The organism is Streptomyces panaciradicis (assembly GCF_023516615.1).
GTDB classification, from domain to species: domain Bacteria; phylum Actinomycetota; class Actinomycetes; order Streptomycetales; family Streptomycetaceae; genus Streptomyces; species Streptomyces panaciradicis.
This window is the reverse complement of sequence record NZ_JAMGBF010000046.1, coordinates 23569-47665: the sequence shown is the minus strand read 5'-3', so window position 1 is coordinate 47665 and position 24097 is coordinate 23569. Positions and strand designations below refer to the sequence as shown.

The window sequence follows — 24097 nt, the reverse complement described above, 5'->3', positions numbered from 1 at the left end:
CCTGTCCTCGCCTCGCCGTGATCGTCACCTCACCTTAGAGGGCACGCTCCTTGGCCTGAAGTGCCGCTTCACGGATCGGACCGCGGTGCTCCGGACCGTGACCGGGCAACAGCAGATCGCCCTCCAGCGCGGCGATGACGTCGAGGGAGGCGACGGCCCGGGCGCGCTCGTGCTGGAACATGTCGGGCAGCAGATGAGGTCCGCTCAGACGCGAGGTGGGATGGGCGGTGGCGATCGCGTCACCGGCGATCACCACGCCGGCGTGCGGCAGATGGAAGACCACGTGACCGTCGGTGTGGCCGGGTGTGTGCACCGGGACCGGCCGGCCGGGCAGGTCCAGGGCGCCCGGCGCCGGGAACGACTCGGGGGCGGCGACCGGGACGTCGGTCATACCGCCGGAGCGCAGGGCGTGCAGCGCCCACGGCAGCACACCGGGCCGCCAGCTGTTGCGGGCCGCCTGGCCGACGGTCACCTGGTGCAGGAACTCCCGGCGGGCGTGCGGTACTTCGGCCGGGTGCAGGTAGACGGGCGTGCCGTAGGTGCAGCGCAGGTACTCGGCCGAGCCCAGATGGTCGTTGTGGGCGTGGGTGACGAGCACCGCCGCGACCGCCTCCGGCGAGCCGCCCACCGCCGTGAGGGAGGCGAGGACCTGCTGCCGGTCGCCGAGGTAGCCGGTGTCGACCAGGGTGAGTTCGTCGCCCTCGGTGAGGATGACCCAGTTGGTGTTGCTGCCGTGCACCAGATGAATGCCGTCGGCGACTTGCCGTACGTCTGCCCGCATGACCGCCCCACGTCCTCCGCTGCTGTCCGACGGGATCAGCAAAGCAGACCGGGGCGGGAGTGGAGGCGTCGGGTCCGCGCCAACCTCGTCCGGGGCCCACGCCGGAGGAAGGGCGGCCTCCGGCACCGTCCGCCGGAGGCCGCCCCCGCGTGCGCCCGAAGCGGCCGCCTCTCCGCCTCAGCGCACGCCGTGCGGGCGGAACTGGACGCTGATGCGCGGCCCCGCGGCCCGTGTGCTCTTGGGGACGCAGTGCTCCCAGGTCCGCTGGCAGGAGCCGCCCATCACGATCAGGTCGCCGTGCCCCAGCGGCCGCCGCACGGTCTCGCCCCCGCGCACCGGCCGCAGCAGCAGGTCACGCGGGGCACCCACGGAGAGGATGGCCACCATGGTGTCCTGCCGCGCGCCCCGGCCGATCCGGTCGCCGTGCCAGGCCACGCTGTCCCGGCCGTCGCGGTAGTGGCACAGGCCGGCCGTGGTGAACGGCTCGCCGAGCTCCTCGCCGTAGTGCGCGCTCAGGGCCGCGCGGGCCTCGTCCAGCACCGGGTGCGGCAGCGGGTCGTCCGCGCCGTAGAACGCCAGCAGCCGGGGCACGTCCACGACCTGGTCGTACATCTGGCGCCGCTCGGCCCGCCAGGGCACCTCGGCGGCCAGCCGTTCGAACAGCTCGTCCGAACCGCTCAGCCACCCGGGCAGCACGTCGATCCAGGCGCCGGACCCGAGCCACGTCCGGCGCACCTCGTCGAGGGGACCGAGGCGCAGCTGGTCGGTCTGGTCGAAGAGCGAGCCCTGGAGGTGCGTGGTCATGGATTCAGCGTACTCCCGATTCGAAAATACGTTCCCCTCAAATGTGGGCGCACGTCTTTCGATACATCTGTGTATCGGATACATTCCCGTATCGAACGGAGGCGGGCCATTGGAGACCGAGGAGACCACGCGACGCGTGACCAGGCGCCGGGTGCGCACCCGCGCGAACCTGCTCGACGCCGCGTTCCAGGTGTTCGCGGCCAAGGGCTTCGGGCGGGTCTCGATCGAGGAGGTCTGCGAGGCCGCCGGCTACAGCCGGGGCGCCTTCTACTCCAACTTCGACAGCCTGGACGGGCTGTTCTTCGCCCTCTACCGGCAGCGCGCCGACCTGATCGCCGAGCAGGTCTCCGGCGCCCTCGCCCTGGACGGCCCCGACCTGGACGTGCCCGCGGCCGTGGACCGTGTCACCGAGGTGCTGCTCCTCGACCTCGACTGGCTCCTGGTGAAGACCGACTTCCTGGTGCACGCGGCCCGCGAGCCGAAGGTGGCCGAGACCCTGCTGGAGCACCGGGCGAGGCTGCGCGGCGCGATCGCGGACCGGCTCGCCCGTGCCCGGGGCTTCACCCCGCCGCCCGCCGTGCTCGGCGACATCGACGGCGCGGCGCACGCCGTGGTCGCCGCCTACGACGGAGTCACCACCCAGCTCCTGCTGGACAAGGACGTCGAACACGCCCGTGTCTGGCTCAAGCAACTGCTCACCGCCCTGCTGACCGACGGCAGCGGCAGCTCCCCACGAGCCCACTGAGAAAGGGAACGGTCGCCATGGATGCGGACGTCATCGTCGTCGGAGCGGGCCTCGCGGGCCTGGTCGCCGCGCACGAACTCACCAGCAAGGGGCGGCGCGTCGCCCTGGTCGACCAGGAGAACGCCGCCAACCTCGGCGGCCAGGCGTTCTGGTCCTTCGGCGGTCTCTTCCTCGTCGACTCCCCGGAGCAGCGCCGGCTGGGCATCAAGGACTCCTTCGACCTCGCCTGGAGCGACTGGCAGGGAAGCGCACGGTTCGACCGGGTGGCCGACGAGGACTCCTGGGCGGTGCGCTGGGCGCGCGCCTACGTCGAGTGGGCGGCGGGGGAGAAGCGGTCCTGGCTGGACGGGCACGGCATCAAGCTGCTGCCGACGGTCGGCTGGGCCGAGCGCGGCGACCTGCGCGCCGACGGGCACGGCAACTCCGTGCCCCGCTTCCACGTCAGCTGGGGCACCGGCACCGGTGTGGTCGAGCCCTTCGTGGACTCCGCCCGGCGGGCCGCCCGCGACGGGCTGCTCACCTTCCACCACCGCCACCAGGTCGACGAGCTCGTCGTCGAGGGCGGCGCCGCCCGCGGAGTGCGCGGCACGGTGCTCGCCGAGGACCGCTCCGCCCGCGGCGTCGCCTCCAACCGCGACCGGATCGGCGACTTCGAACTCACCGCCCAGGCCGTCGTCGTCACCACCGGCGGCATCGGCGCCAACCACGACATCGTGCGCCGCTACTGGCCCGAGCGCCTGGGCACCCCGCCCGCCGAGATGGTCACCGGCGTGCCCGCCTACGTCGACGGCCGCATGCTCGACATCAGCGCCGAGGCGGGCGTCCGCCTGGTCAACCGCGACCGCATGTGGCACTACACCGAGGGCCTGCGCAACTGGGACCCGATCTGGCCCGGTCACGGCATCCGCATCCTGCCCGGGCCGTCCTCGATGTGGTTCGACGCGCTCGGCCGCCGCCTGCCGGACCCGTGCCTGCCGGGCTACGACACCCTCAGCACCCTCAGGCACCTGCGCACCACCGAGGACCTCGCCGGCCACGACCACTCCTGGTTCGTGCTCACCCAGAAGATCATCGAGAAGGAGTTCGCGCTCTCCGGCTCCGAGCAGAACCCCGACATCACCGCCAAGGACCGGGCGGCCGTCCTGAGGAACCGCCTCGGCAAGGGCGTCCCGGGCCCGGTCGACGCCTTCCTGCGCAAGGGCGCCGACTTCGTGACCGCCCCGAACCTGGAGCAGCTGGTGGCGAAGATGAACGACCTGACGGACAAGCCGCTCCTCGACGCGGCCGAGCTGCGCCGCCAGATCGAGGCCCGCGACCTGCAACTGGCCAACTCCTACAGCAAGGACGCCCAGATCCAGGGCATCCGCAACGCCCGCCGCTACATCGGCGACCGCCTCGGCCGCGTCGCCACCCCGCACCGCATCCTCGACCCCGCCGCCGGCCCTCTGATCGGCGTCAAGCTGCACATCCTGACCCGCAAGACCCTCGGCGGCATCCAGACCGACCTCGACTCCCGCGCGCTCGGCACCGACGGCACCCCCGTCGACGGCCTGTACGCGGCCGGTGAGGTCGCCGGCTTCGGCGGCGGCGGGGTGCACGGCTACAACGCCCTGGAGGGCACCTTCCTCGGCGGCTGCCTCTTCTCCGGCCGGGCGGCCGGCCGGGCGGCGGCCGCGCAGTCGGCCTGACCGGCGAAGACGTCGTGGGCGGTCGGTGCAGGCGGCCGGCCGCCCACTCCCGTGTGAACAGGGCTCGGCGGCAAGGGGATTGACCCGCGCACGCTCCTCTTGGTTGAGTGGCTCAGCCACTGAGCCACTGCACCGTGAGGAGACAGCCGTGGAGGCCCTGCCCCGCGAGACGATCGTGGACGTGCTCGAGGAACGGCTGCGCGAGGACATCCTCGCCGGCCGGCATCCCGCGGGCAGCTATCTGCCGCCGGAACGCCGGCTGGCCGACGGCTACGGCGTCACCCGCACCACCCTCAAGCACGCCTTCGGACGGCTGGTCCAGGCCGGGCTCCTGGAGACCCGGCACGGTGTCGGCACCAAGGTCCTCGACTACGCCCGGCAGGGCGGCGCCGACCTGCTGCCGATGCTCGTCCGCCACGACCCGAAGTGGCTCCACGAGATCTTCGAGGTACGGCGCTCGATCGGTGCCCTGATCGCCGAGCGGGCCGCCGCGCGGGCGACCCGCTCCCAACACGCCGAACTGGGCCGCCTGTTGGAAGCCGTACGGGAGGCGGGCGACGCCGACGCGGTGCAGCTCGCCGACATCGAGGTGCACCGGGCCCTCGCCCGGGCGACCGGCAACCGCGTCTACGCGCTGCTGACCAACACCCTCTTCAAGGCGTATCTCCCCGTCCGGGCCGCGCTGCGCGGGCCCTTCACCGACGCCGAGACCGCCCACCGGCGACTCGTCCCGCTGGTGGACGCGGTGGTGTCCGGCGACGGCCGCAGGGCGCACGCCGCCGCCGACACCTACCTGCGGGACACCGAGCGGATCATGCTGGAGGGACTGGCGTGAGGGGCACCCGGTTCACGGAGACCATGCTCGGCACGGTCCGGCTCGACCCGGGCGGCCCCGTCCGCCGTATCCGCCTCGACCTGCGCGCCCGCGCCGAGGAGGTCCTGCGCCCACACCGCACGGTCCGGGCCCGGGTCGACGGCCGCGTCCGCGTCGCCGGACTGGCCGACGACCCGGACGCCACCGGCGAGTTGGAGATCTCCCCGCTCGCCGGCCGCCGCATCGCCTACCGGCTGTCGTTCACCGCGCAGGGCCGCCGCCTCACCCTGGACGGCTGGAAGTCGGTGACCGCGCGGCACCCGGTACGGTCGATGACGGTCCTGCCCTTCTCGCTGTACGAGGACGGCGCACCGATCGGACAGGGCACCCTCCGCTTCCCCCTCGCGACGGGCCTCGCGCCCTTCCTGCTCAGCTTCCGCTTTCCCCGGCACGAGGACGGCGACCGGTTCCTCGCACCCCGCTGGGACGGCAGCCCCGGCCGCACCGAGGTCTGGTACACGACGCTGACCGACCCGGCCACCGGCACCGGTCTCTGGCTGCACCACGAACTGGTCGCGCCCACCGACGGATCCGCGCCGACGGCACACGGCTGGGCGGCCGTCTTCCCACCGGAGGGCAAGGTCACCCACGCCCGCTTCGGCCCCGTCCCCTGGAGCGGCCCCACGCACGGATTCACGGCCGGCGACGTCACGGCGGGCCCCGGCCGGCTCAGCGGCAGCGCCGGAGACCTCAGCTGGAACCTCACCGAACAGCCCGCGGCGGAGCCCCTGTTCACCTTCCCCCGCTGGTCCTGGCGGCGCCCCCTGCTCCCCGCCACCCACATGCTCCCGGCCGCCCGGGCCACCTACGACGGAACGTTCGCCACCCCGGACGGGACGCTCACCCTGCACGGTGCTCCCGGAGCCTCCGCCCGCATCAACGGCCACGGCAACGCCCGCCGTTGGGCCTGGCTGCACGCCGACCTGGGCGACGGCGCCGTGCTGGAAGTGGTCGCCGCCGTGTCGACCAGACCCCTGCTGCGGCGGCTGCCCCCGCTGGTCTTCCTGCGCCTGCGACACCGGGGCCGCACCTGGCCGCGCCGGGCTGAGCGCTCCGCGGTGGGCCTGCTCGGCGTGGGACGCTTCCGCGCCGACATCGGTCTGCCCCGCTGGACGGTGACCGGCCGCACGCTGCTGCGCCGCATCCGCGTCGACGTCACCCAGCCCGCCGAGCGCACCCTCGCGCTCGACTACCGCGACCCCGACGGAGCCCCGGCGGTGTGCCGCAACAGCGAGAGCGCCGACGCGACGATCCTGCTGGAACGCTGGTGGGGCCGCTGGCGCACCGAGGCCTCCTGGACGCTGTCCGGGACCGCGCACGCCGAAGTGGGGGACCGGTGACGGCGCCCGGGCTGGTCGCCGCGCTGCTCGCCGACACCGGCGAGGAGGAGTGGCCGGCCCGTGTGCCCGGGAGGCTGGAGGCGTTCCTGTCCGCACTGCCGGCTCCCGTGCGCGGCGCGGTGCGCACGGGAGCCGGCGCCGTGGACGCCTACGCCGTCCTGCACAGCGGGCGCCGGCTGAACGCCCTGACACCGGACGAGCGGCAGGCGGTCCTCGACTCGCTCGCCGCCCGCCCCCGGCTCCTGCCGATCCTCGACCTCCTGAAGGTCCCCGTCCTGCTCGCCGCGGCCACCGAACGCACCCCGGCCCCCCGGCCGTCCGCCGCCCCCGCCGACCCGCCCCTGGACTGCGTCCCGGCAGCGGAGTGGCCGACCCGCACCCGGGCCGACGCGGTCGTCGTGGGATCGGGCGCCGGCGGAGCGGTCGCCGCCCGCACCCTCGCGCGCGCCGGACTCGACGTCGTCGTCCTGGAGGAGGGCGAGCACCACACCACGGCGTCCTTCGGGACCCGCGCACCCCTGGAGCGCTTCACCGACCTGTACCGCGACGGCGGCGCGACCGCCGCCCTCGGCGACCCGCCCCTCCTGCTGCCCGTCGGACGGGCCGTCGGCGGCACCACCGTCGTCAACTCCGGCACCTGCTACCGCACTCCGGACCATGTCGTCGACCGCTGGAGCGGCCGGTACGGCTTCCACCTCGCCGACGGCCTGCCGGCCCGGCTCGACGAGATCGAGCGCACGCTGCGCGTGGCCACCCAGCCCCTCGACGTCCTCGGCGCCAACGGTCTGCTGGCACTCGCCGGAGCCGAACGGCTCGGCTGGCGGGCCGCACCGCTGCGCCGCAACGCCCCCGGCTGCAAGGGCTCCTGCCAGTGCGTGGTGGGCTGTCCCACCGGGGCGAAACAGAGCGTCCAGCTGTCCGTACTCCCCGACGCGTGCGCCGCGGGAGCACGCATCGTCACCGGCGCCCGCGTGCTGCGCGTCCTCCTCGACCGCGACCTCCCGGGCGGGCCACGGGCGGCGGGCGTCCTTGCGCGCCGGGCCGACGGCAGCGAACTGGAGATCCTCAGCCCCCTGGTCGTCACGGCCGCCGGCGCCCTGCAGACCCCGGCGCTGCTGCGCCGCTCGGGCCTGGGCCGCCACCCCCGGCTGGGCCGCAACCTCAGCGTCCACCCCGCCACCAGCGTCGCGGGCCGTTTCGCCGAACCGGTCACCTCCTGGTCGGGCGTTCTGCAGAGCGTGGGCGTGGAGGAACTGCACTCGCGCGGCATCCTGATCGAGGCGACCGCGAGCCCGCCCGGCATGAGCAGCTTCGTACTGCCCGGCCTGGGCCGCCCCCTGCGCCGCGAACTGGAGGCCGCCGACCGGCTCGCGGTCCTCGGCGCCATGATCGCCGACCGGCCGTCGGGCCGGGTGCACGGCCGCGACCGGACGCTCGTGCGCTACCGCCTCGACCCCCGCGACGGCGCCCGGCTGATCGAGGCCGTGGGCGCCATGGGGCGGATCCTCTTCGCGGCCGGAGCCCAGGAGGTCCTCACCGGAATCCCGCGGGCGCCCCGCGTCTACACGCCCACCGAACTGGACTCCGTGCTCGCCACCCTGACCCCGCGCGATCTGCACCTGTCGGCCTTCCACCCGACCGGCACGGTCGCCGCGGGCGGCGATCCGCAACGGGCCCCCGCCGACCCCGAAGGGCGGCTGAGGGGCGTGCACGGCGTCCTCGTGGTGGACGCCTCCGTGCTGCCGGGCTGCCCGGAGGTGAACCCGCAGCTGAGCATCATGGCGGCCGCGCTGGCCGTCACGGAGAACTACCTGGAACGGGAGGTGAGCAGGCGGACCAGCACGGCGGCGTGACTGTGCTCGGGGTCCTTGGCTGAGGTCAGCAGCGTCACCGGCCCCTCCTCCGACAACATCCGCACACGGTCGAGGAGTCCGGCCGCCTCGGGAGCCTCCAGCTCCGCCTCGTACCGGCTGCCGAACTCCTCGTAGGAGCCCTCTCCCGCGTGGTACCAGCGGCGCAGTTCGGTCGACGGGGTCAGGGCCTTGGGCCACTCGTCGACGTGCGCCGCGTCCTTGGACAGACCACGCGGCCACAACCGGTCGACCAGGACGCGGACCCCGTCGTCGGGCTCGGGCGGTTCGTAGACGCGGCGCAGGCGAACGCTCACTTCGGCCTCTTCCTCCGGTGACGGCGGGTGACGTCGAGCGTAGTCGGGGAGCGTCGGGTGATCCTGGGCGACTTGACCGAAAGGAGGAGGAAAGCGGGAGGCCCGGCACCCTAGCCTGGGGCGGATCTGTCACTCGCCACCCCCCAAGGAGCGCATGTGAGCCCATCCCGCCGACAGGCCGCCAGACGTACCACCACGGCCTTGACGGTCCCCGTCGCCGTCGCGGCGCTGCTCGCCGGAGCCGGAACGGCGGTCGCCGACACCGCCGGCACCTCCGGCGTCGGCGACCCGTACTTCCCGCTGGCCGGCAACGGCGGCTACCACGTCGAGCACTACGACCTGACGCTCCGTTACGACACCGGCAGCCGCCACCTGGACGGCACCGCGGTCCTCACCGCCCGCGCCACCCAGCGCCTGTCCCGCTTCGACCTCGACTTCAAGGGACTGAAGGTCACCGGCCTGACGGTCGGCCGCGCCGCCGCCCGCTTCCGTCGCGACGGCCAGGAGCTCGTCGTCACCCCGCGCCGAAGCCTCCGTCCGGGCCAGGAGTTCCGGGTGAAGGTCACCTACAGCGGCGTTCCCAGGAAGGTGACCGATCCCGACGGTTCGGCCGACGGCTGGATCGCCACCGACGACGGCGCCTTCGTCGCCGGGGAGCCGCAGGGCGCGATGACCTGGTTCCCGGCGAACAACCACCCCAAGGACAAGTCGTCGTACGACATCACGATCACCGTCCCCAAGGGCCGCACCGCCGTCTCCAACGGCCGGCTGCTGAGCCGGCGCACCGCGCACCGCCGCACCACCTTCCACTGGCGCCAGACCGAACCCATGGCCGCCTACCTGGCCACCGCGACCGTCGGCACGTTCAAGGTCGAGCAGTACACCACCCGCGACGGCCTGCACGTCTACAACGCCGTCGATCCGCGCGAGGCGGCCGCCGCCGCACCCGTGCTGAAGCAACTCCCGTCCGTCCTCGAGTGGGAGAGCAAGGTCTTCGGGCCCTACCCGTTCCGTGACGCGGGCTCGATCGTCGACAGGGCGCACGTCGGCTACGCCCTGGAGACCCAGTCGCGGCCCCTGTACGACCAGGCACCCGACCTCGGCACCCTCGTCCACGAGAACGCCCACCAGTGGTTCGGCGACTCCGTCTCCCTGACCTCCTGGAAGGACATCTGGCTCAACGAGGGCTTCGCCACGTACGCCGAGTGGCTCTACGGCGAGCAGCACGGCGCCCCCACCGCCCAGAAGATCTTCGACACCCTCTACGCGCGCCCCGCGAGCGACGGCCTGTGGGCCTTCCCGCCCGGCGACCCCGGCAGCGGCAAGAACATCTTCGGCACCCCCGTCTACGCCCGCGGCGCCATGGCCCTGCACGAACTGCGCCGGGCCGTCGGCGATCCGGTGTTCTTCCGCATCCTGCGCCACTGGGCCGCCCGGCACCGGGGCGGGCACGGCACGACGGAGCAGTTCGTGAACCTGGCCCGACAGGAGTCCGGCAAGGACCTGAACAGCCTGTTCCAGACCTGGCTCTATGCGCCGGGCAAGCCGAACAGGGCGTAGTTCCTGACCAGTTCCTTACATGTCTGCGTCAGGATGCGTTCATGATCACGCGCAGACACCACGGCGTCCTGCTCGCCGCGTCCCTTCTGCTGACGGGATGCGGCGGCGGGGCCGTGGCCTCGCCGGGCCACCCCTCCGGCGCGGCCGCGCCCGGGACGACCTCCCCGGCCGTACCGGTCCCCGAGCCCTCCTCGGCGACGACCGCCGAGTCCGCCCCGAGCGGCCTGCCCGGACTGGGACCCAAGACGCTGGCCGCGATACCCGCCTCGGCCCGGCAGGCCGTCGTCGTGACCGGCAGAGGCAGGAACTCCCCGCTCTCCACGGTCGTCCTGTACGAGCGCACCGCCACCGGCTGGCGGGCCGAGGCGACATGGCCCGCGCACAACGCCCTGCGCGGCTGGAGCGACCACCACATGGCCGGCGACCTGCGCTCACCCATCGGCGTCTACGGCCTCACCGACGCGGGCGGCCTGCGCGCCGACCCCGGCACCCGGCTGCCGTACCACCACTCCTGGGGCTTCACCTCGCCCGGCACCGGCTTCGAGGGGGAGTCCCTCGCGGGCTCCTTCGACTATGTCGTCGCCATCAACTACAACCGCAGGCCGGGCACTTCACCCCTCGACTGGACCCGTCCGCTCGGCGCGAGGCGGGGCGGCGGCGTCTGGATCCACGTGGACCACGGCGGCCCCACCCACGGCTGCGTCAGCATCGCCGAGCAGCACATGAAGGAGCTGCTGCGCGCCCTCGACCCCGGCCGCCACCCCGTCGTCGTGATGGGCGACGCGGACGCCCTCGCCCGCTGAGCGCCTAGGATTCCGCCGCGTGTGCGCACATGTGCTGGTCGCCGAGGACGACGAGATGCAGGCCGAACTCATACGCCGCTCCCTGCTGGCCGAGGGACACACGGCCACCGTCGTGCACGACGGTGCGGCGGCGCTGGACGCCGCCCGGCGGCTGAGACCCGACCTCGTCGTCCTCGACCTGATGCTGCCCGTGGTCGACGGCTTCGGCGTGTGCCGGGTGCTGCGCGGATCGGACCCCGACGGCGACGGCATCCCGGTGCTGATGCTGACCGCCCGCTCCGAGGAGGACGACGTCCTGCTCGGCCTGGAGCTGGGGGCGGACGACTACATGACCAAGCCCTACAGTCCGCGCGAGCTGATGGCCCGGATCCGCACGGTGCTGCGGCGCAGCGGGCGCCCGGCGAGCGTGCGCGAGGATCCCGTGATCCGCGCGGCCGGCCTCGCCGTCGACCCGGAGCGGCACGAGGTGCGCTGTGACGGCGAGCCGGTGGAGTGCACGCCGGCCGAGTTCCAGATTCTGCTGGCCATGGCCGGCGAGCCGGAACGCGTCTTCACCCGGCGGCAGTTGCTGCAGGCCACCCGCGGCTTCGACCGGTCCTCCACCGAGCGCGCCGTCGACGTGCACATCATGAACCTGCGCAAGAAGATCGAGGCCGACCCGCGCCGGCCGGTCCGGCTGCTGACGGTGTTCGGGGTGGGCTACAAGCTCAGCGGCGGCCGGCCGTGAAGCGCCGCATACCGCTGCGCAAACGCCTGCTGGTGCGGCTGCTGTTCGCCTCCGCTCTCATCGCGGTCTGCTCGGTGGCGGCCACGACCTGGCTGGCGGTGGAGACCACCACCCGCGCCCTGCGCGAGGAACAGGGCCAGGACCTCGCCGACGACATGAAGATCCTCGCCGAGCTCAGCGGGTACGCGGCCACCCATCCGCAGTGGAAGGGTGTGCAGCCCCTCGTCGACCGCCTCGCCACCCGCACGGGGCGGCGCATCGCCCTGACCACCCCCGACCGCGCCCCCATCGCCGACTCCGCGCGCAAGGGCACCGCACTGCCGCTCGGCGCAGCCGCCACCGTCGACCCCCTGCACACCGACACCTACACCCAGACCGGCGCACAGCTCAGGGGCGTCGACCCGCGCGCTGTGGGACCGTACCGGCTCACGGCCCGCGAACGCGCCGACCTGGACACGACGACCCGCAAACTCCGCCTCTGCTTCACCCGGTACGGCATCGACACCAAGCTCGTGCACATCCCCAGCGGCCGGGCGGTGCTGCTCGACCAGGACGGCAAGGACGCCTCCCAGACCCTGCCCGACGAGTGCGGCTACGGTCTGAACACACCCGTGCGGACCGAGCGCAAGGCCCTGGACGCGCTCAGCGACGCCTCCCTCGCCTGTCTGCGCGCACACGGCTGGGGAAAGGGCTCACGGCTGTACCTGTTCATCAACACCACCGGCAGGGACCCGCTGAGCCGCTACGTCATCGGCAAGTACGCCAAGGCGGGCGACACGACGGACGTGAAGACCGCACAGGCCTGTACCGACGACGCCCTGCGCGCCCAACTCGACCCGTACGTCGCCCCCGTGGCCGACCTGTACCTGGGCGGCGACGAGACGACCCCGCCCCGCTTCGACATGTCCCCGGCCAACAAGGCCAAGATCGTCGGTGTCGTCGGTCTGGTCCTCGCCGTCACCGTCGCGGTCACGGCCGTCGTCGCCACCCGGCTGGTGCGCCCACTGCGGGCGCTCACGGCGGCCGCCCAGCAGCCCCCGGAGCTGCATGTACGGGTCCCGGTGACGACGCGGGACGAGACCGGCATCCTCGCGGAGGCCTTCAACGACCTCACCGAGCGCCGGGAACGCCTGGAGGAGCAGCGCAAGGCCATGGTCAGCGACATCGCGCACGAACTGCGCAGCCCGCTCACCAACATCCGCGGCTGGCTGGAGGTCACCCGGGACGGCGTCGTCGACCCCGACCCCGCCCTGCTCGGCTCCCTGCACGAGGAGTCGCTGGTGCTCCAGCGCATCATCGACGATCTGCAGGACCTCGCCGCCGCCGACGCGGGCACCCTGCGCCTGCACCGGGAGCCGGTGCGCGCCGCGGAACTCCTCGACCAGGTCGCCGCCGCCCACCGCGTCGCGGCCGTCACCGCGGACGTCGAGGTGCGCACCGACGTGGGCGGCGATCCGTGGCTGGACGCCGACCCGGTACGCATGCGGCAGGCGCTCGGCAACCTGGTCTCCAACGCGCTGCGGCACACCCCGGCGGGCGGCACGGTCACGGTGGCCGCCCGACGCGACGGCGACGACGCCGTCTTCACCGTCACGGACACCGGCAGCGGCATCGCCGCCGAGGATCTGCCGCATGTGTTCGAGCGGTTCTGGCGCGCGGAGAAGTCGCGCAGCAGACGCACCGGAGGCAGCGGCCTCGGTCTGGCCATCGTCCGCCACCTGATCGCCGCGCACGGCGGAACGGCCACGGCGCAGAGCGAACCCGGCAGGGGAGCGACGTTCACCCTCCGCCTGCCGGGAACCGGGATGCCCGGACGCTGATCGCGCCCCCGGTCAGCCGTTGCTCGCGGCCGTCCGCCGACGCCTGCGCTGCAGGGCGCGCCGTTCGTTCTCACCGGTGCCGCCCCACACACCCAGGATCTCGCCGTGCTCCAGCGCCCACTCCAGGCACTGCTCCTGCACCGGGCAGCGGGCGCACACCGCCTTGGCCTGTGCGGTCTGCATCAACGCGGGGCCGGAGGTGCCGATCGGGAAGAACAGCTCGGGGTCCTCGTTGCGGCACGCGGCCTGGTCTCGCCAGTAGTCCATGAAAAAGTCACCTGCGATCGAAAGTCATCGTGCCCTCGCGAATGGCTTACTCGCTTTCGGGTCACCTGTCGATGCGCATGTGAAACGAAGGAAGTTGCAGAGAAACGGTGTTCATTGCTCCCGGATGCCCCACGGCGAGCCGTAGGCCGTGAGCAGATCCAGGAACGGGCGGGCCGGGAACGCCTCCGGGCCGAGGACGCCGGAGCCCGACCAGGCGCCGCCGGCGAGGAGTTCGAGGGCGACGACCGGGTTCACGGCCGTCTGCCAGACGACGGCCTGGCTGCCGTACTCCTTCATGGACCACTGGTTGTCGACCACGTGGTAGATGTACACCTCGCGGGGCGCCCCGTCCTTGGTGCCCCGGACCCAGGTGCCCGCGCAGGTCTTGCCGTGCATCCGCTCGCCGAGCGTCGCCGGGTCGGGCAGGCACGCGGCGACGACGTCCCGGGGCGAGACCGCCACCGGTCCGGCCGGGCTCGGCACGGTCACCGGCGCGGTGCTGTCCAGGCCCAGCAGGTGCAGCGTCCTGAGCGTGTCGATGAACTCCTTGCCCAGGCCGTACTTGAAGGTCACCCGGCCGGCGTCGACCCAGCGCGGGACCAGCAGCACCTCCTCGTGCTCGACGTTCACGCACTCGACGGGGCCGATGCCCTCGGGGAAGTCGAAGACCTCCGGCTCGCTGAACGGCTCCGTGGTGAACCAGCCGCGCCCTTCCTCGTAGACGACCGGCGGGTTGAGGCACTCCTCGATCGTGGTCCAGATGCTGAAGGACGGGGCGAAGTCGTAGCCGTCGACGGTGAGGTTCGCGCCGTCGCGGACGCCGATCTCCTCGATCTCGTCGAAGAGTTCGTCGGCGGCGTAGCGCGCGAAGACGTCGGACAGTCCGGGCTCCACGCCCATGCCCACCAGAGCCAGCGCGCCCGCCTTCTCCCACTCCCCGGCCAGCGCGAACTGGTCGTCGCCGAGCTTGACCCCGCACTCGGTGTACGGCTGCTCGGGGTGCGGGTGGGACAGCGACATCGCCATGTCGACATAAGTGGCGTCGGCGGCGCGGGCCGCCCGGAACAGCGGCATCACGAACCGCGGGTCGGTGGCGTTGAGCAGCACGTCACAGGCGTGCCGGCGCAGCAGCCCGGTCACCGCCGCCTCGTCGCTCGCGTCCACCTGGGCCGCGGCGAACCGGTCGTCGCCGACCGCGGCCACGGCCGCCTCGGCGCGGGCCGGGTCGAAGTCGGCCACGACCATCGCGTCGAAGAAGCGGCGGCGGGCCGCGATCCGGGTGATGGCGGTGCCGACACCGCCGGCACCCACGAGCAGTACACGCATGACAAGCACTCCCTGTCGATCGGGGTCGAAGAAGGAGGGGCCCCGCCGCAGATACAACGCCCGGCCCTCACGTAAGGTCAATGGCGTTGGCATAAGAGCGGGAAGCGAAGCGAAGGGGAGCGGCGATGCCGAAGGCCGTGGTGCCCGAGGAGAAGCGGCGCAGGCGGCGGCCCACCAAGAGCGGCACCGTGCTGTCGGAGCGCCTGATCGTGGAGACGGCGCTGCGGATGCTGCGCGAGCACGGCAGCGCCGGCCTGACGGCCCGCCGCCTGGGGCTGGCCCTGGACGCCGACCCGAGCACGCTCTACCGGTACTTCCGCGGCATGGACGACCTCACGCTCGCCATCGGCGACGCCCTCATCGGGCAGGCCCTCGACGGGTGGCGGCCGACGGGACAGTGGCGGGCGGACCTGCGCGCCGTCGGCCTGCGCATCCACGCCGTCTACGTCGCCCACCCGCAGGCGGCCGTGCTGACCACCAGCCGGGTCACCGGCCGGGCCAACGAACTGGCCGCCGACGAGACCGTGCTGGACATTCTGCGCACCGCGGGCTTCCCGCTCGCCGACACCGTGCGCGTCTACCACGCCTTCATCGACCAGACCCTGGCCTTCGCCGCCCTCGACGCCGCCTCCCTGACCCTGCCGAGCGCCGCGCTGCGCGCCGACGAGAACATGTGGCGCTCCACCTACGCCCGCCTGCCCGCCACGACACATCCCCGGATCGCCGAGGCCGCCCCGCTGCTGAGCGCGCGGATGGTCGACAGCGCCTACCCGACGGCGCTGGAGATGCTGCTGGACAGTGCCGCCGCGCGGCTGGAGGCGCTGCGGGCGGAGGTCACGCGCGCAGCGCCTGCGCCGCCGCACGAGTGACCGCCTCGGCCACCGTGGCCAGCGCGGGGGAGTCGAGTTTCCACTGCTGCCAGTACAGGGGCACGTCGAGCCAGCGCCCCGGCGCGAAGTCCACGAGGCGTCCGGCACGCAGCAGCGGCTCGGCCTGCACCTCGGGCACCAGGCCCCAGCCCAGGCCCGCCGCCACCGACTCGGCGAACCCCTCCGAGGTGGGCACGAAGTGCCTTACCCGGCTCGCGCTCCCGGTGCCGCGCCGCAGCCGGCGGACGAAGGCGTCCTGCAGGTCGTCGCTGCGGTCGAAGGCCACCGTGGGCGCGACGGCGAGCACGTCCCGCAGCGGCCCGTCGAGGTGTTCGCGGGCGAAGTCCGGCTGGGCCACGGGCAGATAGCGCATCCGGCCGAGGGCGCGCACCGAGCAACCGGTGACCGCCTCGGGCGAGGAGGTGACCGCCGCCATCACCAGGCCCTCGCGCAGCAGGGACGCGGTGCGCGTCTCGTCCTCGCGGCGCAGCTCGAAGCAGAGCGGCGGCTCGTGCCGTGCCCGGGTGAGCGCCGGCAGCAGCCAGGTGGCCAGGGAGTCGGCGTTCACGGCGATCGACACCCGGGTCGGCTCGCCCGCCTCGTTCATGCCCAGCTCGGCCCGGGCGTCACGCTCCAGCCGGGCCAGCTGCCGGGCGAACCGCACCACGACCTCGCCCGACTCCGTGGGCCGCACCGGTTTGGTGCGCATCAGCAGCACGCGTCCCGTGCGCTGCTCCAGCGCCTTGACCCGCTGACTGACCGCCGACGGCGTCACGTGCAGCGCCGAGGCGGCCGCGTCGAAGGTGCCCTCGTCCACCACCGCCAGCAGCGTGCGCACCTGGTCGAGGGGAAGCTCGGTCAGCTCCGTCTTCATGGCTGCTAATGATACGTAAGAATCCTTAGCTGTACGCCAGGAGATCGCTTCCCTAACGTCGACGTCATGACCAGCGCACTCACCGCCGCCGCCGCGGGATTCGGCACCGGCCTCTCGCTCATCGTCGCCATCGGCGCCCAGAACGCCTTCGTCCTCAGGCAGGGCATCCGCCGTGACGCCGTCCTCGCCGTGGTGGGCATCTGCGCGCTGTCCGACGCCGTCCTCATCGCCCTGGGGGTGGGGGGCGTCGGCGCCGTCGTGGTGGCGTATCCGCGGGCGCTGACCGCGGTCGGCTGGATCGGCGGCGCGTTCCTGCTCTGCTACGGCGCGCTCGCCGCCCGCCGGGTGATCAGGCCGCAGGGCGCCCTGCGGACCGAGGGGGAGGCGACGGGGTCGCGCAGGCGCGCCGTGCTCACCTGCCTGGCGCTGACCTGGCTCAACCCGCACGTCTACCTCGACACCGTGTTCCTGCTCGGCTCGATCGCCGCCGACCGCGGCGCGCTGCGCTGGACCTTCGGGCTCGGTGCCGCGCTCGCCAGCCTCTGCTGGTTCGCGGCGCTCGGCTTCGGCGGCCGGCTGCTCGGACGCGTGCTGGCCAAACCGTCGGCCTGGCGGGTCCTGGACGGACTCGTCGCCGCGACGATGATCGGCATCGGAGGCATGCTCGTCGTCAGGGCCTGACCGTCCGCCCGCTCGCGACCGTGTGTCCCGAACTCCCGTCCGGTGCTGCGATAGTGAACCCTGCACCCGATAGATGTAGCGAGCAACCAGGAAGCCCGTGGACACCAGCGAGAGCAGCACCGAACCGCAGACTCCGGACCCGGTCGCGGTCGACCCGCCCCGGCGCGGCTGGCGCCGCTGGGCCATGGACACCCGCCCGCTGCGCATCCCCGCCTACCGCAGGCTGTGGTCCTCCACGATCGTCACCGCGGTCGGCAGCCAGCTCACCGCGGTCGCCGTGCCCAAGCAGATCTACGACATCACCCACTCCTCGGCGTGGGTCGGCGCCGCGAGCCTCGCCGGTCTGCTCCCGCTGATCGTGTTCGCGCTGTGGGGCGGCGCCGTCGCCGACAGCATGGACCGCCGCAAGCTGCTGCTGATCACCAACACGGGTATCGCGGTCACCTCGCTGCTGTTCTGGCTCCAGGCGGTCACCGGGCTGGGGTCGGTGGCGGTGCTGATGGCGCTGCTGGCGATGCAGCAGGCCTTCTGGGGACTCAACGCCCCCGCCCGCAACGCCTCCATCGCCCGGCTCGTGCCCGAGGGGCAGCTGCCCGCCGCGAACGCGCTCGGCTCGACCGTCATGCAGACCGGCCAGGTCGTCGGCCCGTTGCTCGCCGGCGTCCTGATCCCCGTCATCGGCCTGCCGGAGCTGTACCTCATCGACGCGCTCGCGCTGTGCGTCACCGTGTGGGCGGTCTACCGGCTGCCGTCGCTGCCGCCGCTCGCGGGCGCCACGACCCGGCGCGCCGGCGTGCGCGCGATCGCGGAGGGCTTCCGCTACCTCTCCCTGCACAAGGTGCTGCTGCTGTCCTTCCTCGCCGACATCATCGCGATGGTCTTCGGCATGCCCCGGGCCCTCTTCCCCCAGCTGGCCGCCGAGACCTACGGCTCCTACGGCGAGGGGTTCGCCCTCGGCCTGCTGTTCGCGTCGATCCCCATCGGCGCCGTGCTGGGCGGGCTGTTCTCCGGCACCTTCTCCCGGGTCCGCCGGCACGGCGTCATGGTCATCGGCGCGGTCGTCGCCTGGGGCCTGGCGATCACCGGCTTCGGGCTGAGCGGCAACCTGTGGATCGCGGCCGCCTGTCTCGCCGTGGCCGGCGTCGCCGACATGGTCTCGATGGTCTTCCGCGGCGCGATCCTGCTGTCCGCCGCCACCGACGAGATGCGCGGCCGCATGCAGGGGGTGTTCACGGTGGTGGTGGCGGGCGGCCCGCGGCTGGCCGACGTCCTGCACGGCACCGCGGGTTCGGCCTTCGGCCCGCGCGCGGCCGTGGCCGGCGGCGGCCTGCTGGTCGTCGCGGCGATGCTGGCCCTGGCCGCCGCGGTGCCGGCGCTGCGCCGCTACCGCGTGTGAGGCGCTACAGGGAGCGGCGCCGCTGCGAGGTGTACTGCTCCATGAGCTTGCCGCGGGTCATCTCCAGCCGGTGCGCCAGGATCTCGGCCACGCTGCGCACCAGTACGATCCCCAGCTGCGGGTCCTCCTCGCACAGCTGCAGCACCTCGGCCGCGTCGAACTCGTAGGCGCGCACGGGGCTGAACGCCTCGGCGCCGAAGTCCCACTCGTGCGGCGGGAACAGCCACGACCAGCCCAGCAGATCGCCGGAGCCCAGGCTCGCCACGGTCACCCGGTGCAGGGAGTTGACCCGCTGGTCGAGCGAGACCGCGCCCGAGCGGATGACCCAGAATCGGTCGGCCCGGCCCCCGGCCTCGAAGATCCGGGTGTCCTCGGGGAAGGACACCTCCTTGGCGAGTGCCATCAGGCGCCCGCGTTGGGGCGGGGGAAGGGCGGTCAGCAGTTTGATGGCTTTGGTCATGGGGCGGGGCTCCTCGCCGGCCGGGGTCCGGTGTCTGCCTCAGCCCATTTCAGCCGCTCGGAGCGACGAGAGCACCTCGGCGGACGGCGGCATTTCGTGCCGATCCGCCCGAGGGCATGAAAAAGCCCTGGCTGGACGGGGGAGGCCAGCCAGGGCCGTCAGCGGTGATGGCGGAGGACGGTACGGTCCACTCCGGCACCACGTATGCATGAACGGTAAACCATTCGGGAGAGGTTCGCGTAGCGGAAACCGGGTCGAGTGACCTGTTTCACTCGCCGGGATCCGCGTCCGCCGCCACGACCCTGATCGTCTTCAGCTCGGGGTCGCTCGCGTCGGGCAGGTTCACCCCGCCTTCAGACCGGTCGTCAGATGGCGCACGACAGCTCGGTGAGCCGTTCGCCCGGCAGGATCGCCGGGATGCCCGGGGGATACGGCGTGATCATCTCCGCCGTCACCCGCCCCGCGGCGGCCGAGACGGGCACGTCCTCCGTCGGGCCGAAGAACGCGTCCCGGGGCGGCACGGCCTGCGCCGGCCGGAGCTCGGCCGGTTCCGGCACCTCCACGCGCGGGGCGCACGGCAGGTCGGGCGCGGCCTGCGCGAGGTCCTTGAGCGCGGCGAGCAACTGGGCCGTGGTGTCCCGGTCGTCGGCATGGGTGATCCGGCCGCCGATGCGGCGGTGGTCGTTGAGGTGCATGTCCACCTGCAAGCCCAAGGACGACGACACCGACGGTGTCTGCCTGACCAGCGGCCCCACCTTCTGGACGGCAGCGGGTCGAAGTCGTCGGCGAGGCCCTGCCCGCACAAGTCGTCACGGTCGTCGACGTGCATGCCGTCGATCTCCTCGACGGCGGCGCGCACCTCGGCCGCGAGTTCCCTGAGGCGGTCGTCCAGGCCGCCCGAGGCCAGCATGTCCCCGACAAACACCGCGTCACCGAGTACCTCGCGTACCGAGGGGTCCGCTCTCCGCGCCTGTTTGTGGCCCGGGGGGGCGAGAACGCGAGCTCTCCTCGCCGGTGGTAGCCGACCAGGGCTTCCAGTACGGGTGCTCGGTGGTGATCAGATGTCATGCGCCCCCGGGTTTCCGCGGCCGCGGGTGCCGATAGACGGGCCGCCGGAGGGGCGCCCCGTCAGCTCGGCTCGTCGTGCTTACCCGGAGTGAGGATCTCGTCCAGCACCCGCACCACGGTCTCGTACGCCAGCGCCCGCACCACGGCGTCGCGGGCGGGGTCCGCGTCGGCGGCCCCGAGGTCCTCCCGCCGGTCCCGCCACGCCCGCTCCTCCTGCTGCGCGCAGGCCCGGGCGCGCTGGAGGCGACGCAGCAGTTCGTCTGAGTCCACGACATCGGTCATGGAATCCCCTGTACCCCGCTCGCGTCGCGCCATGGCCCGCACCACGGCCCGCCCGGGAGGTTTGACGGGACGTATGAAGGTGAGCCGAAGGTAAGGACCCGCTTTGCTACGCAGCGTGAGAAAGCCTGGCGCGACGGGGCGCGAACCCCGCTGCGACACACGCGGGCCGACCGGGCGCCGTCGCGCCGTTCACAGATTGACCAGTCCGTTCTCTCAGCCCCCAGGGAGCCAGGCGATGTGCGACCGGCACACGACCGACCCAGCCCACGACCCGTCGGGTGCTCAGGGCTCCGGGCCGACGCGGCTGCGCAGGCCGGCCGAGGCGCGCCGGGCCGTCGAGCGGGCGGTGGCCGAGCGCTGCCGTGTCACGCACACGCAGTGCGACCCGCAGGCCCTCGGTGACGCCGTCCTCGTCGCCTCGGAACTCACGACCAACGCGATCCTGCACGGCGGCGGGGTCACGGACTTCCGCGTCGACGTCACCGGACCCTGTCTGTGCGTGTCGGTGAGCGACCGCAGTGACGAGATACCGGTCACCAGGCCGTCCGTCGACCCGCGCGGGCGGTTCCAGGCCGGCGGCCGCGGCTGGCCCATCGTGTGCCGGCTGGCCCGTGACGTGCGGGTGTCCGGGCTGCCGGCCGGCGGCAAGTGCATCACCGCGGTGATCGCTCTGACCTGAGCGGACCCGTGCCGGTCACATTATTTCGAGCAGCGGAGTTTGTTCCTCCGATCGCAGGGCAGACGGAGGTTCGTGCTTCGGACCGGAGGCGCCCAGCGGGAGCGGCATGACCGCCCCGGGCCCTCGGCAGGTCCGGGTGTCGACCCTCCCGCGGTAAGTCCCTGGAACCCCTCGTTCAGGAGCGAAACCGCATGCTCATCGACACCTCGACCAGCCGTCCCGGCACGCAGGCCCCGCAGAGCGCCGCCGCGCGGCGCCACGACGACGCCCCCGACACGGCGGAGCTCTTCGCCCGCCTGACCGTCCTGGAGGACGGCCCCGAGCGGGAGGCCGTACGCGACGAACTGGTCACCGCCTGGCTCCCCATGGCCCACCGCATCGCCGGCCGCTTCCGCGACCGCGGCGAGTCGGTGGAGGACTTGCGCCAGGTCGCCGCCCTCGGGCTCGTCAAGGCCATCGACCGGTTCGACCCGGAGCGCGGAGCCTTCGAGAGCTACGCCGTGCCCACCATCACCGGCGAGGTCAAGCGGCACTTCCGGGACCGGATGTGGGCGCTGCGCGTGCCCCGCCGCGTCCAGGAACTGCGCAACAAGGTCCGCGTGGCCCGCCGCGAGCTCACCCAGACGCCCGGCAGCCCCGAACCCACCGTCGCGGCCCTCGCCGCCCACACCGGGCTCACCGAGGACGAGATCAACTGCGGCCTGGAAGCCCTGGAGAGCTTCAGCACCCTTTCCCTGGACGCCGAGCTCGCCGGCGACGACGGCTACAGCCTCGCGGACACCCTGGGCGCCCCCGACGCGTCGTACGACGTCGTGGTCGACCGCGAGTCCGCCAAGGAGAGCCTGCGCCGCCTGCCCGAGCGCGAGCGCGCCATCCTCTACATGCGCTTCTTCGAGGACATGACACAAAGCCGGATCGCCGACCAGCTCGGCATCTCCCAGATGCACGTCTCACGCCTGATCAGCCGCAGCTGCGCCCGGGTCCGCGCCGAAGCCATGGGCCAGGGCGGCCGCAAGGGCGGCGGACGCGGGCCGAGCGCGGCCTGACCCCACGGAACCGAGAAGGAGCGAGAGCCATGCTGATTCCTCATCCCGCCCTTTTGCGCAAACTCGTGGAGGAGTACGAGGCACTCCTGGCCGAGGAGGCCGAGACCGGCAACGGCTGGTCGAGTCCACGGGCGCAGGACCTGGCCTACACGCTGTGCGTGACGACCGGTACGCGTGACGTCAGACGGGCCCTGGAGACCGCCCACCGTCTCCTCGCCGCCGAGTCCATGACACCTCCGCCACCGGCCGACCGCCGCACCCACGGCCGAGTGACACCGTCCACCGCCTGACCGGGCGGAGAGGACAGCGGGCCGCAGCCGGGCCCGTGTGCGTTTCGCACGCACACGGGCCCGGCTGCGGTCGCACGAGGGCAGACGAAGGGGCGCGAAGCCCCCGGGCCGGTCACCGGCCCGGGGGCTTCGGCGCACGGCCCCGGACCCGGAAGCACCGGGTCCGCGCCCCGGACGACAGGGTCCCGAGCGGCACCGGGCGTGGTCCCGCCGCGGCGGGGCATCCGGACGACGGGAGGTGCACATGAACGCGAGTGCCATGGCGCGCTCCGGCCGCATGGAGGCCGAGCGGGCGGCGCGGGGTTCGATGACGGAGGGTGCCGCGCGGGCGGGGCTCACCGCACGAGGAGTGATCTATCTGCTGGTCGGGGTGATCGCCTTGCAGATCGCCTTCGGCGACACACACCGGCAGGCCGACCGCGGGGGAGCGGTCGGCGAACTGGCGCAGCAGCCGTTCGGCAAGTTCCTGCTGTGGACGCTGGGCCTCGGGCTCGTCGGAATGGCCCTGTGGCGGCTGTCCGAGGCGGTCTTCGGATCGGCGGGAGCCGACGGACGCAAGGCGCACAAGCGGCTGCTCGCCCTGGGCCGCTGCGTCTTCTACTCGTTCGTCGCCTACTCCGTGCTGTCCTTCGCGGCCGGCCCGCGGGGCAGCGGCAGCGGTTCCAGCGACTCGCAGTCCCGCGACATCACCGCGCGGGTGCTGCACTGGCCCGGGGGCCAGTGGATCGTCGGCGTGGCCGGGGCCGGCGTCGTGGTGGCCGGCATATGGGTAGGGGTGCGAGCCATACGGCGTGACTACCGGCGCAAGCTCAAGCAGGCCCGGATGCCTCGCTGGGCGTCGAAGCTGGTCGACATCACCGGCGTCGCCGGCGGCACCGCCCGCGGCCTCGTCTTCGCCGTCGCCGGAGGCTTCGCCGTGCGCGCGGCCGTCGACTACCGCCCGGACCGGGCCAAGGGGCTCGACGACACCCTGCGCTCCTTCGCCCACACCCCGCTCGGGCCGTGGCTGCTGGTCTGCGTCGCGGCGGGGTTCGTCCTCTTCGGAGTGTTCTCGTTCGCACTCGCCCGCTGGCAGCGGGTCTGACGCGGGCGAGACGGGGCACACGCACGAAATGAACGAATCCGAGTTCTCACCCGAGCACCGGCCCGTCGACATGTACCTCGGACTCCTGCGCAACCGGATGGACACGGACGACTACCTGCAACTGCTCGACCTGGTCGAACCCGTCCTGCGGGCCATCGACCAGGAGCAGCTGCCCGCGCTGGACTTCGCGCTCGACGGCGACCAGGCCGACGGCCTGCCCCAGGAGGTCCGCGACGAGGCCGCCCTGGTCATCGCCGCGGCGGTCACCGGCAGGCTGGACAACGAGGTCGTGGAGATCCAGCTGGAGGACACCGGCCCCGTCCGGGTGGTCACCGACGCGGACACCGCCGCGGACCCGGTACGGCTCGGCGAGATAGCCGACTTCATCCGGGAACGGCACCGCCAGAACGAGGAACTGCGCGGCATCGCCGAGGTCAGCGGTCTGCCCACCGACTTCTGAGCGGCG

The 24097-nt window shown here is 73.1% G+C and carries 25 protein-coding genes and 1 pseudogene; 17 read left to right on the top strand and 9 right to left on the bottom strand.

Annotated elements, in window-relative coordinates:
• Nucleotides 1–34 precede the first annotated feature (34 nt).
• Both M8J74_RS17805 and M8J74_RS17800 read right to left on the bottom strand, forming a co-directional pair.
• Nucleotides 35–781, bottom strand: coding sequence for an MBL fold metallo-hydrolase (locus tag M8J74_RS17805; RefSeq protein ID WP_249837362.1), 747 nt, complete (start codon nt 779–781; stop codon nt 35–37).
• Nucleotides 782–958: 177 nt separating this feature from the next.
• The gene (locus tag M8J74_RS17800) at nt 959–1585 is read right to left on the bottom strand and encodes an alpha-ketoglutarate-dependent dioxygenase AlkB (protein ID WP_249837361.1); all 627 of its coding nucleotides are present in this window, start codon (nt 1583–1585) and stop codon (nt 959–961) included.
• A 109-nt stretch (nt 1586–1694) separates the two neighbouring features.
• On the opposite strand from M8J74_RS17800, the gene M8J74_RS17795 reads away from it, so the two are divergent.
• From M8J74_RS17795 to M8J74_RS17775, 5 genes are all read left to right on the top strand, one after another.
• A complete protein-coding gene (locus M8J74_RS17795; RefSeq protein ID WP_249837360.1) occupies nt 1695–2330 on the top strand; it encodes a TetR/AcrR family transcriptional regulator in 636 nt (211 codons plus the stop codon).
• Nucleotides 2331–2347: 17 nt separating this feature from the next.
• The gene (locus M8J74_RS17790; protein ID WP_249837359.1) at nt 2348–4018 is read left to right on the top strand and encodes an FAD-binding dehydrogenase; all 1671 of its coding nucleotides are present in this window, start codon (nt 2348–2350) and stop codon (nt 4016–4018) included.
• A gap of 148 nt (nt 4019–4166) precedes the next feature.
• Nucleotides 4167–4853, top strand: coding sequence for a FadR/GntR family transcriptional regulator (locus M8J74_RS17785; RefSeq protein ID WP_249837358.1), 687 nt, complete (start codon nt 4167–4169; stop codon nt 4851–4853).
• Nucleotides 4850–6232, top strand: a complete 1383-nt coding sequence (locus tag M8J74_RS17780; RefSeq protein WP_249837357.1) for a tocopherol cyclase family protein — start codon at nt 4850–4852, stop codon at nt 6230–6232. The genes M8J74_RS17785 and M8J74_RS17780 overlap by 4 nt, the downstream gene beginning before the upstream one ends.
• A complete protein-coding gene (locus M8J74_RS17775; RefSeq protein ID WP_249837356.1) occupies nt 6229–8085 on the top strand; it encodes a GMC family oxidoreductase in 1857 nt (618 codons plus the stop codon). The genes M8J74_RS17780 and M8J74_RS17775 overlap by 4 nt, the downstream gene beginning before the upstream one ends.
• Here the strand turns inward: M8J74_RS17775 and M8J74_RS17770 are convergent.
• Nucleotides 8040–8399, bottom strand: a complete 360-nt coding sequence (locus M8J74_RS17770; RefSeq protein ID WP_249837355.1) for a DUF488 domain-containing protein — start codon at nt 8397–8399, stop codon at nt 8040–8042. The genes M8J74_RS17775 and M8J74_RS17770 overlap by 46 nt on opposite strands.
• Before the next feature lie 156 nt (nt 8400–8555).
• Between M8J74_RS17770 and M8J74_RS17765 the strand changes: the two genes are divergently transcribed.
• The 4 genes from M8J74_RS17765 to M8J74_RS17750 are packed head-to-tail and all read left to right on the top strand — an operon-like array spanning nt 8556 to nt 13309.
• Nucleotides 8556–9959 carry a M1 family metallopeptidase gene (locus M8J74_RS17765; RefSeq protein ID WP_249837354.1) on the top strand — a complete coding sequence of 468 codons (1404 nt, stop codon included), beginning with the start codon at nt 8556–8558 and terminating at the stop codon, nt 9957–9959.
• Between the two features lie 41 nt (nt 9960–10000).
• Nucleotides 10001–10762 (top strand): L,D-transpeptidase family protein, encoded by a 762-nt coding sequence (locus tag M8J74_RS17760; RefSeq protein ID WP_249837353.1) that lies wholly within the window; start codon nt 10001–10003, stop codon nt 10760–10762.
• Between the two features lie 19 nt (nt 10763–10781).
• A complete protein-coding gene (locus tag M8J74_RS17755; protein ID WP_249837352.1) occupies nt 10782–11489 on the top strand; it encodes a response regulator transcription factor in 708 nt (235 codons plus the stop codon).
• Nucleotides 11486–13309: a HAMP domain-containing sensor histidine kinase gene (locus tag M8J74_RS17750; protein ID WP_249837351.1), complete on the top strand. Its 1824-nt coding sequence runs from the start codon at nt 11486–11488 to the stop codon at nt 13307–13309. The genes M8J74_RS17755 and M8J74_RS17750 overlap by 4 nt, the downstream gene beginning before the upstream one ends.
• A 12-nt stretch (nt 13310–13321) precedes the next feature.
• Here M8J74_RS17750 and M8J74_RS17745 read toward each other — a convergent pair whose 3' ends face one another.
• A complete protein-coding gene (locus tag M8J74_RS17745) occupies nt 13322–13576 on the bottom strand; it encodes a WhiB family transcriptional regulator (protein WP_249837350.1) in 255 nt (84 codons plus the stop codon).
• Nucleotides 13577–13687: 111 nt separating this feature from the next.
• Nucleotides 13688–14902 carry a saccharopine dehydrogenase NADP-binding domain-containing protein gene (locus M8J74_RS17740; RefSeq protein ID WP_249837349.1) on the bottom strand — a complete coding sequence of 405 codons (1215 nt, stop codon included), beginning with the start codon at nt 14900–14902 and terminating at the stop codon, nt 13688–13690.
• A 125-nt stretch (nt 14903–15027) separates the two neighbouring features.
• On the opposite strand from M8J74_RS17740, the gene M8J74_RS17735 reads away from it, so the two are divergent.
• Nucleotides 15028–15771, top strand: coding sequence for a TetR/AcrR family transcriptional regulator (locus M8J74_RS17735; RefSeq protein ID WP_249837348.1), 744 nt, complete (start codon nt 15028–15030; stop codon nt 15769–15771).
• On the opposite strand, the gene M8J74_RS17730 is transcribed toward M8J74_RS17735, so the two are convergent.
• Complete coding sequence (locus M8J74_RS17730; RefSeq protein ID WP_249837347.1) at nt 15737–16645, bottom strand: LysR family transcriptional regulator ArgP; 909 nt, start codon at nt 16643–16645, stop codon at nt 15737–15739. The genes M8J74_RS17735 and M8J74_RS17730 overlap by 35 nt on opposite strands.
• A gap of 66 nt (nt 16646–16711) precedes the next feature.
• Here M8J74_RS17730 and M8J74_RS17725 point away from each other — a divergent pair, with 66 nt between their 5' ends.
• Both M8J74_RS17725 and M8J74_RS17720 read left to right on the top strand, forming a co-directional pair.
• Nucleotides 16712–17326 carry a LysE/ArgO family amino acid transporter gene (locus M8J74_RS17725; RefSeq protein WP_249837346.1) on the top strand — a complete coding sequence of 205 codons (615 nt, stop codon included), beginning with the start codon at nt 16712–16714 and terminating at the stop codon, nt 17324–17326.
• A 97-nt stretch (nt 17327–17423) separates the two neighbouring features.
• Nucleotides 17424–18722, top strand: a complete 1299-nt coding sequence (locus tag M8J74_RS17720) for an MFS transporter (protein ID WP_249837345.1) — start codon at nt 17424–17426, stop codon at nt 18720–18722.
• Between the two features lie 4 nt (nt 18723–18726).
• Here the strand turns inward: M8J74_RS17720 and M8J74_RS17715 are convergent, their stop codons facing one another.
• The 3 genes and pseudogenes from M8J74_RS17715 to M8J74_RS17705 all read right to left on the bottom strand — a co-directional run bounded on the left by M8J74_RS17715 (nt 18727) and on the right by M8J74_RS17705 (nt 20532).
• A complete protein-coding gene (locus tag M8J74_RS17715; RefSeq protein ID WP_249837344.1) occupies nt 18727–19182 on the bottom strand; it encodes a cyclic nucleotide-binding domain-containing protein in 456 nt (151 codons plus the stop codon).
• Nucleotides 19183–19450: 268 nt separating this feature from the next.
• Nucleotides 19451–20056, bottom strand: a pseudogene (locus tag M8J74_RS17710) (Orn/Lys/Arg family decarboxylase); the annotation flags it as partial.
• Nucleotides 20057–20310: 254 nt separating this feature from the next.
• Complete coding sequence (locus tag M8J74_RS17705) at nt 20311–20532, bottom strand: hypothetical protein (RefSeq protein ID WP_249837343.1); 222 nt, start codon at nt 20530–20532, stop codon at nt 20311–20313.
• Nucleotides 20533–20767: 235 nt separating this feature from the next.
• On the opposite strand from M8J74_RS17705, the gene M8J74_RS17700 reads away from it, so the two are divergent.
• The 5 genes from M8J74_RS17700 to M8J74_RS17680 all read left to right on the top strand — a co-directional run bounded on the left by M8J74_RS17700 (nt 20768) and on the right by M8J74_RS17680 (nt 24091).
• On the top strand, nt 20768–21211 hold the full coding sequence (locus M8J74_RS17700; protein ID WP_249837342.1) for an ATP-binding protein: 444 nt from the start codon (nt 20768–20770) through the stop codon (nt 21209–21211).
• Nucleotides 21212–21402: 191 nt separating this feature from the next.
• The gene (locus M8J74_RS17695) at nt 21403–22257 is read left to right on the top strand and encodes a SigB/SigF/SigG family RNA polymerase sigma factor (protein ID WP_249837341.1); all 855 of its coding nucleotides are present in this window, start codon (nt 21403–21405) and stop codon (nt 22255–22257) included.
• Nucleotides 22258–22286: 29 nt separating this feature from the next.
• Nucleotides 22287–22547 carry a DUF5133 domain-containing protein gene (locus M8J74_RS17690; RefSeq protein WP_058927336.1) on the top strand — a complete coding sequence of 87 codons (261 nt, stop codon included), beginning with the start codon at nt 22287–22289 and terminating at the stop codon, nt 22545–22547.
• A gap of 244 nt (nt 22548–22791) precedes the next feature.
• Entirely contained in the window at nt 22792–23631 is an 840-nt protein-coding gene (locus M8J74_RS17685; protein ID WP_249837340.1) for a DUF1206 domain-containing protein, read from the top strand.
• Nucleotides 23632–23659: 28 nt separating this feature from the next.
• Nucleotides 23660–24091 (top strand): hypothetical protein, encoded by a 432-nt coding sequence (locus M8J74_RS17680; RefSeq protein ID WP_058927338.1) that lies wholly within the window; start codon nt 23660–23662, stop codon nt 24089–24091.
• Nucleotides 24092–24097: the final 6 nt, after the last annotated feature.

Coding starts and splice junctions, on each gene's coding strand:
- M8J74_RS17685 (WP_249837340.1), top strand. CDS start 22,792: ATGAACGCGAGTGCCATGGCGCGCTCCGGCCGCATGGAGGCCGAGCGG.
- M8J74_RS17715 (WP_249837344.1), bottom strand. CDS start 19,182: ATGACCAAAGCCATCAAACTGCTGACCGCCCTTCCCCCGCCCCAACGC.
- M8J74_RS17735 (WP_249837348.1), top strand. CDS start 15,028: ATGCCGAAGGCCGTGGTGCCCGAGGAGAAGCGGCGCAGGCGGCGGCCC.
- M8J74_RS17700 (WP_249837342.1), top strand. CDS start 20,768: ATGTGCGACCGGCACACGACCGACCCAGCCCACGACCCGTCGGGTGCT.
- M8J74_RS17740 (WP_249837349.1), bottom strand. CDS start 14,902: ATGCGTGTACTGCTCGTGGGTGCCGGCGGTGTCGGCACCGCCATCACC.
- M8J74_RS17760 (WP_249837353.1), top strand. CDS start 10,001: ATGATCACGCGCAGACACCACGGCGTCCTGCTCGCCGCGTCCCTTCTG.
- M8J74_RS17730 (WP_249837347.1), bottom strand. CDS start 16,645: ATGAAGACGGAGCTGACCGAGCTTCCCCTCGACCAGGTGCGCACGCTG.
- M8J74_RS17695 (WP_249837341.1), top strand. CDS start 21,403: ATGCTCATCGACACCTCGACCAGCCGTCCCGGCACGCAGGCCCCGCAG.
- M8J74_RS17725 (WP_249837346.1), top strand. CDS start 16,712: ATGACCAGCGCACTCACCGCCGCCGCCGCGGGATTCGGCACCGGCCTC.
- M8J74_RS17790 (WP_249837359.1), top strand. CDS start 2,348: ATGGATGCGGACGTCATCGTCGTCGGAGCGGGCCTCGCGGGCCTGGTC.
- M8J74_RS17745 (WP_249837350.1), bottom strand. CDS start 13,576: ATGGACTACTGGCGAGACCAGGCCGCGTGCCGCAACGAGGACCCCGAG.
- M8J74_RS17705 (WP_249837343.1), bottom strand. CDS start 20,532: ATGACCGATGTCGTGGACTCAGACGAACTGCTGCGTCGCCTCCAGCGC.
- M8J74_RS17680 (WP_058927338.1), top strand. CDS start 23,660: ATGAACGAATCCGAGTTCTCACCCGAGCACCGGCCCGTCGACATGTAC.
- M8J74_RS17800 (WP_249837361.1), bottom strand. CDS start 1,585: ATGACCACGCACCTCCAGGGCTCGCTCTTCGACCAGACCGACCAGCTG.
- M8J74_RS17690 (WP_058927336.1), top strand. CDS start 22,287: ATGCTGATTCCTCATCCCGCCCTTTTGCGCAAACTCGTGGAGGAGTAC.
- M8J74_RS17805 (WP_249837362.1), bottom strand. CDS start 781: ATGCGGGCAGACGTACGGCAAGTCGCCGACGGCATTCATCTGGTGCAC.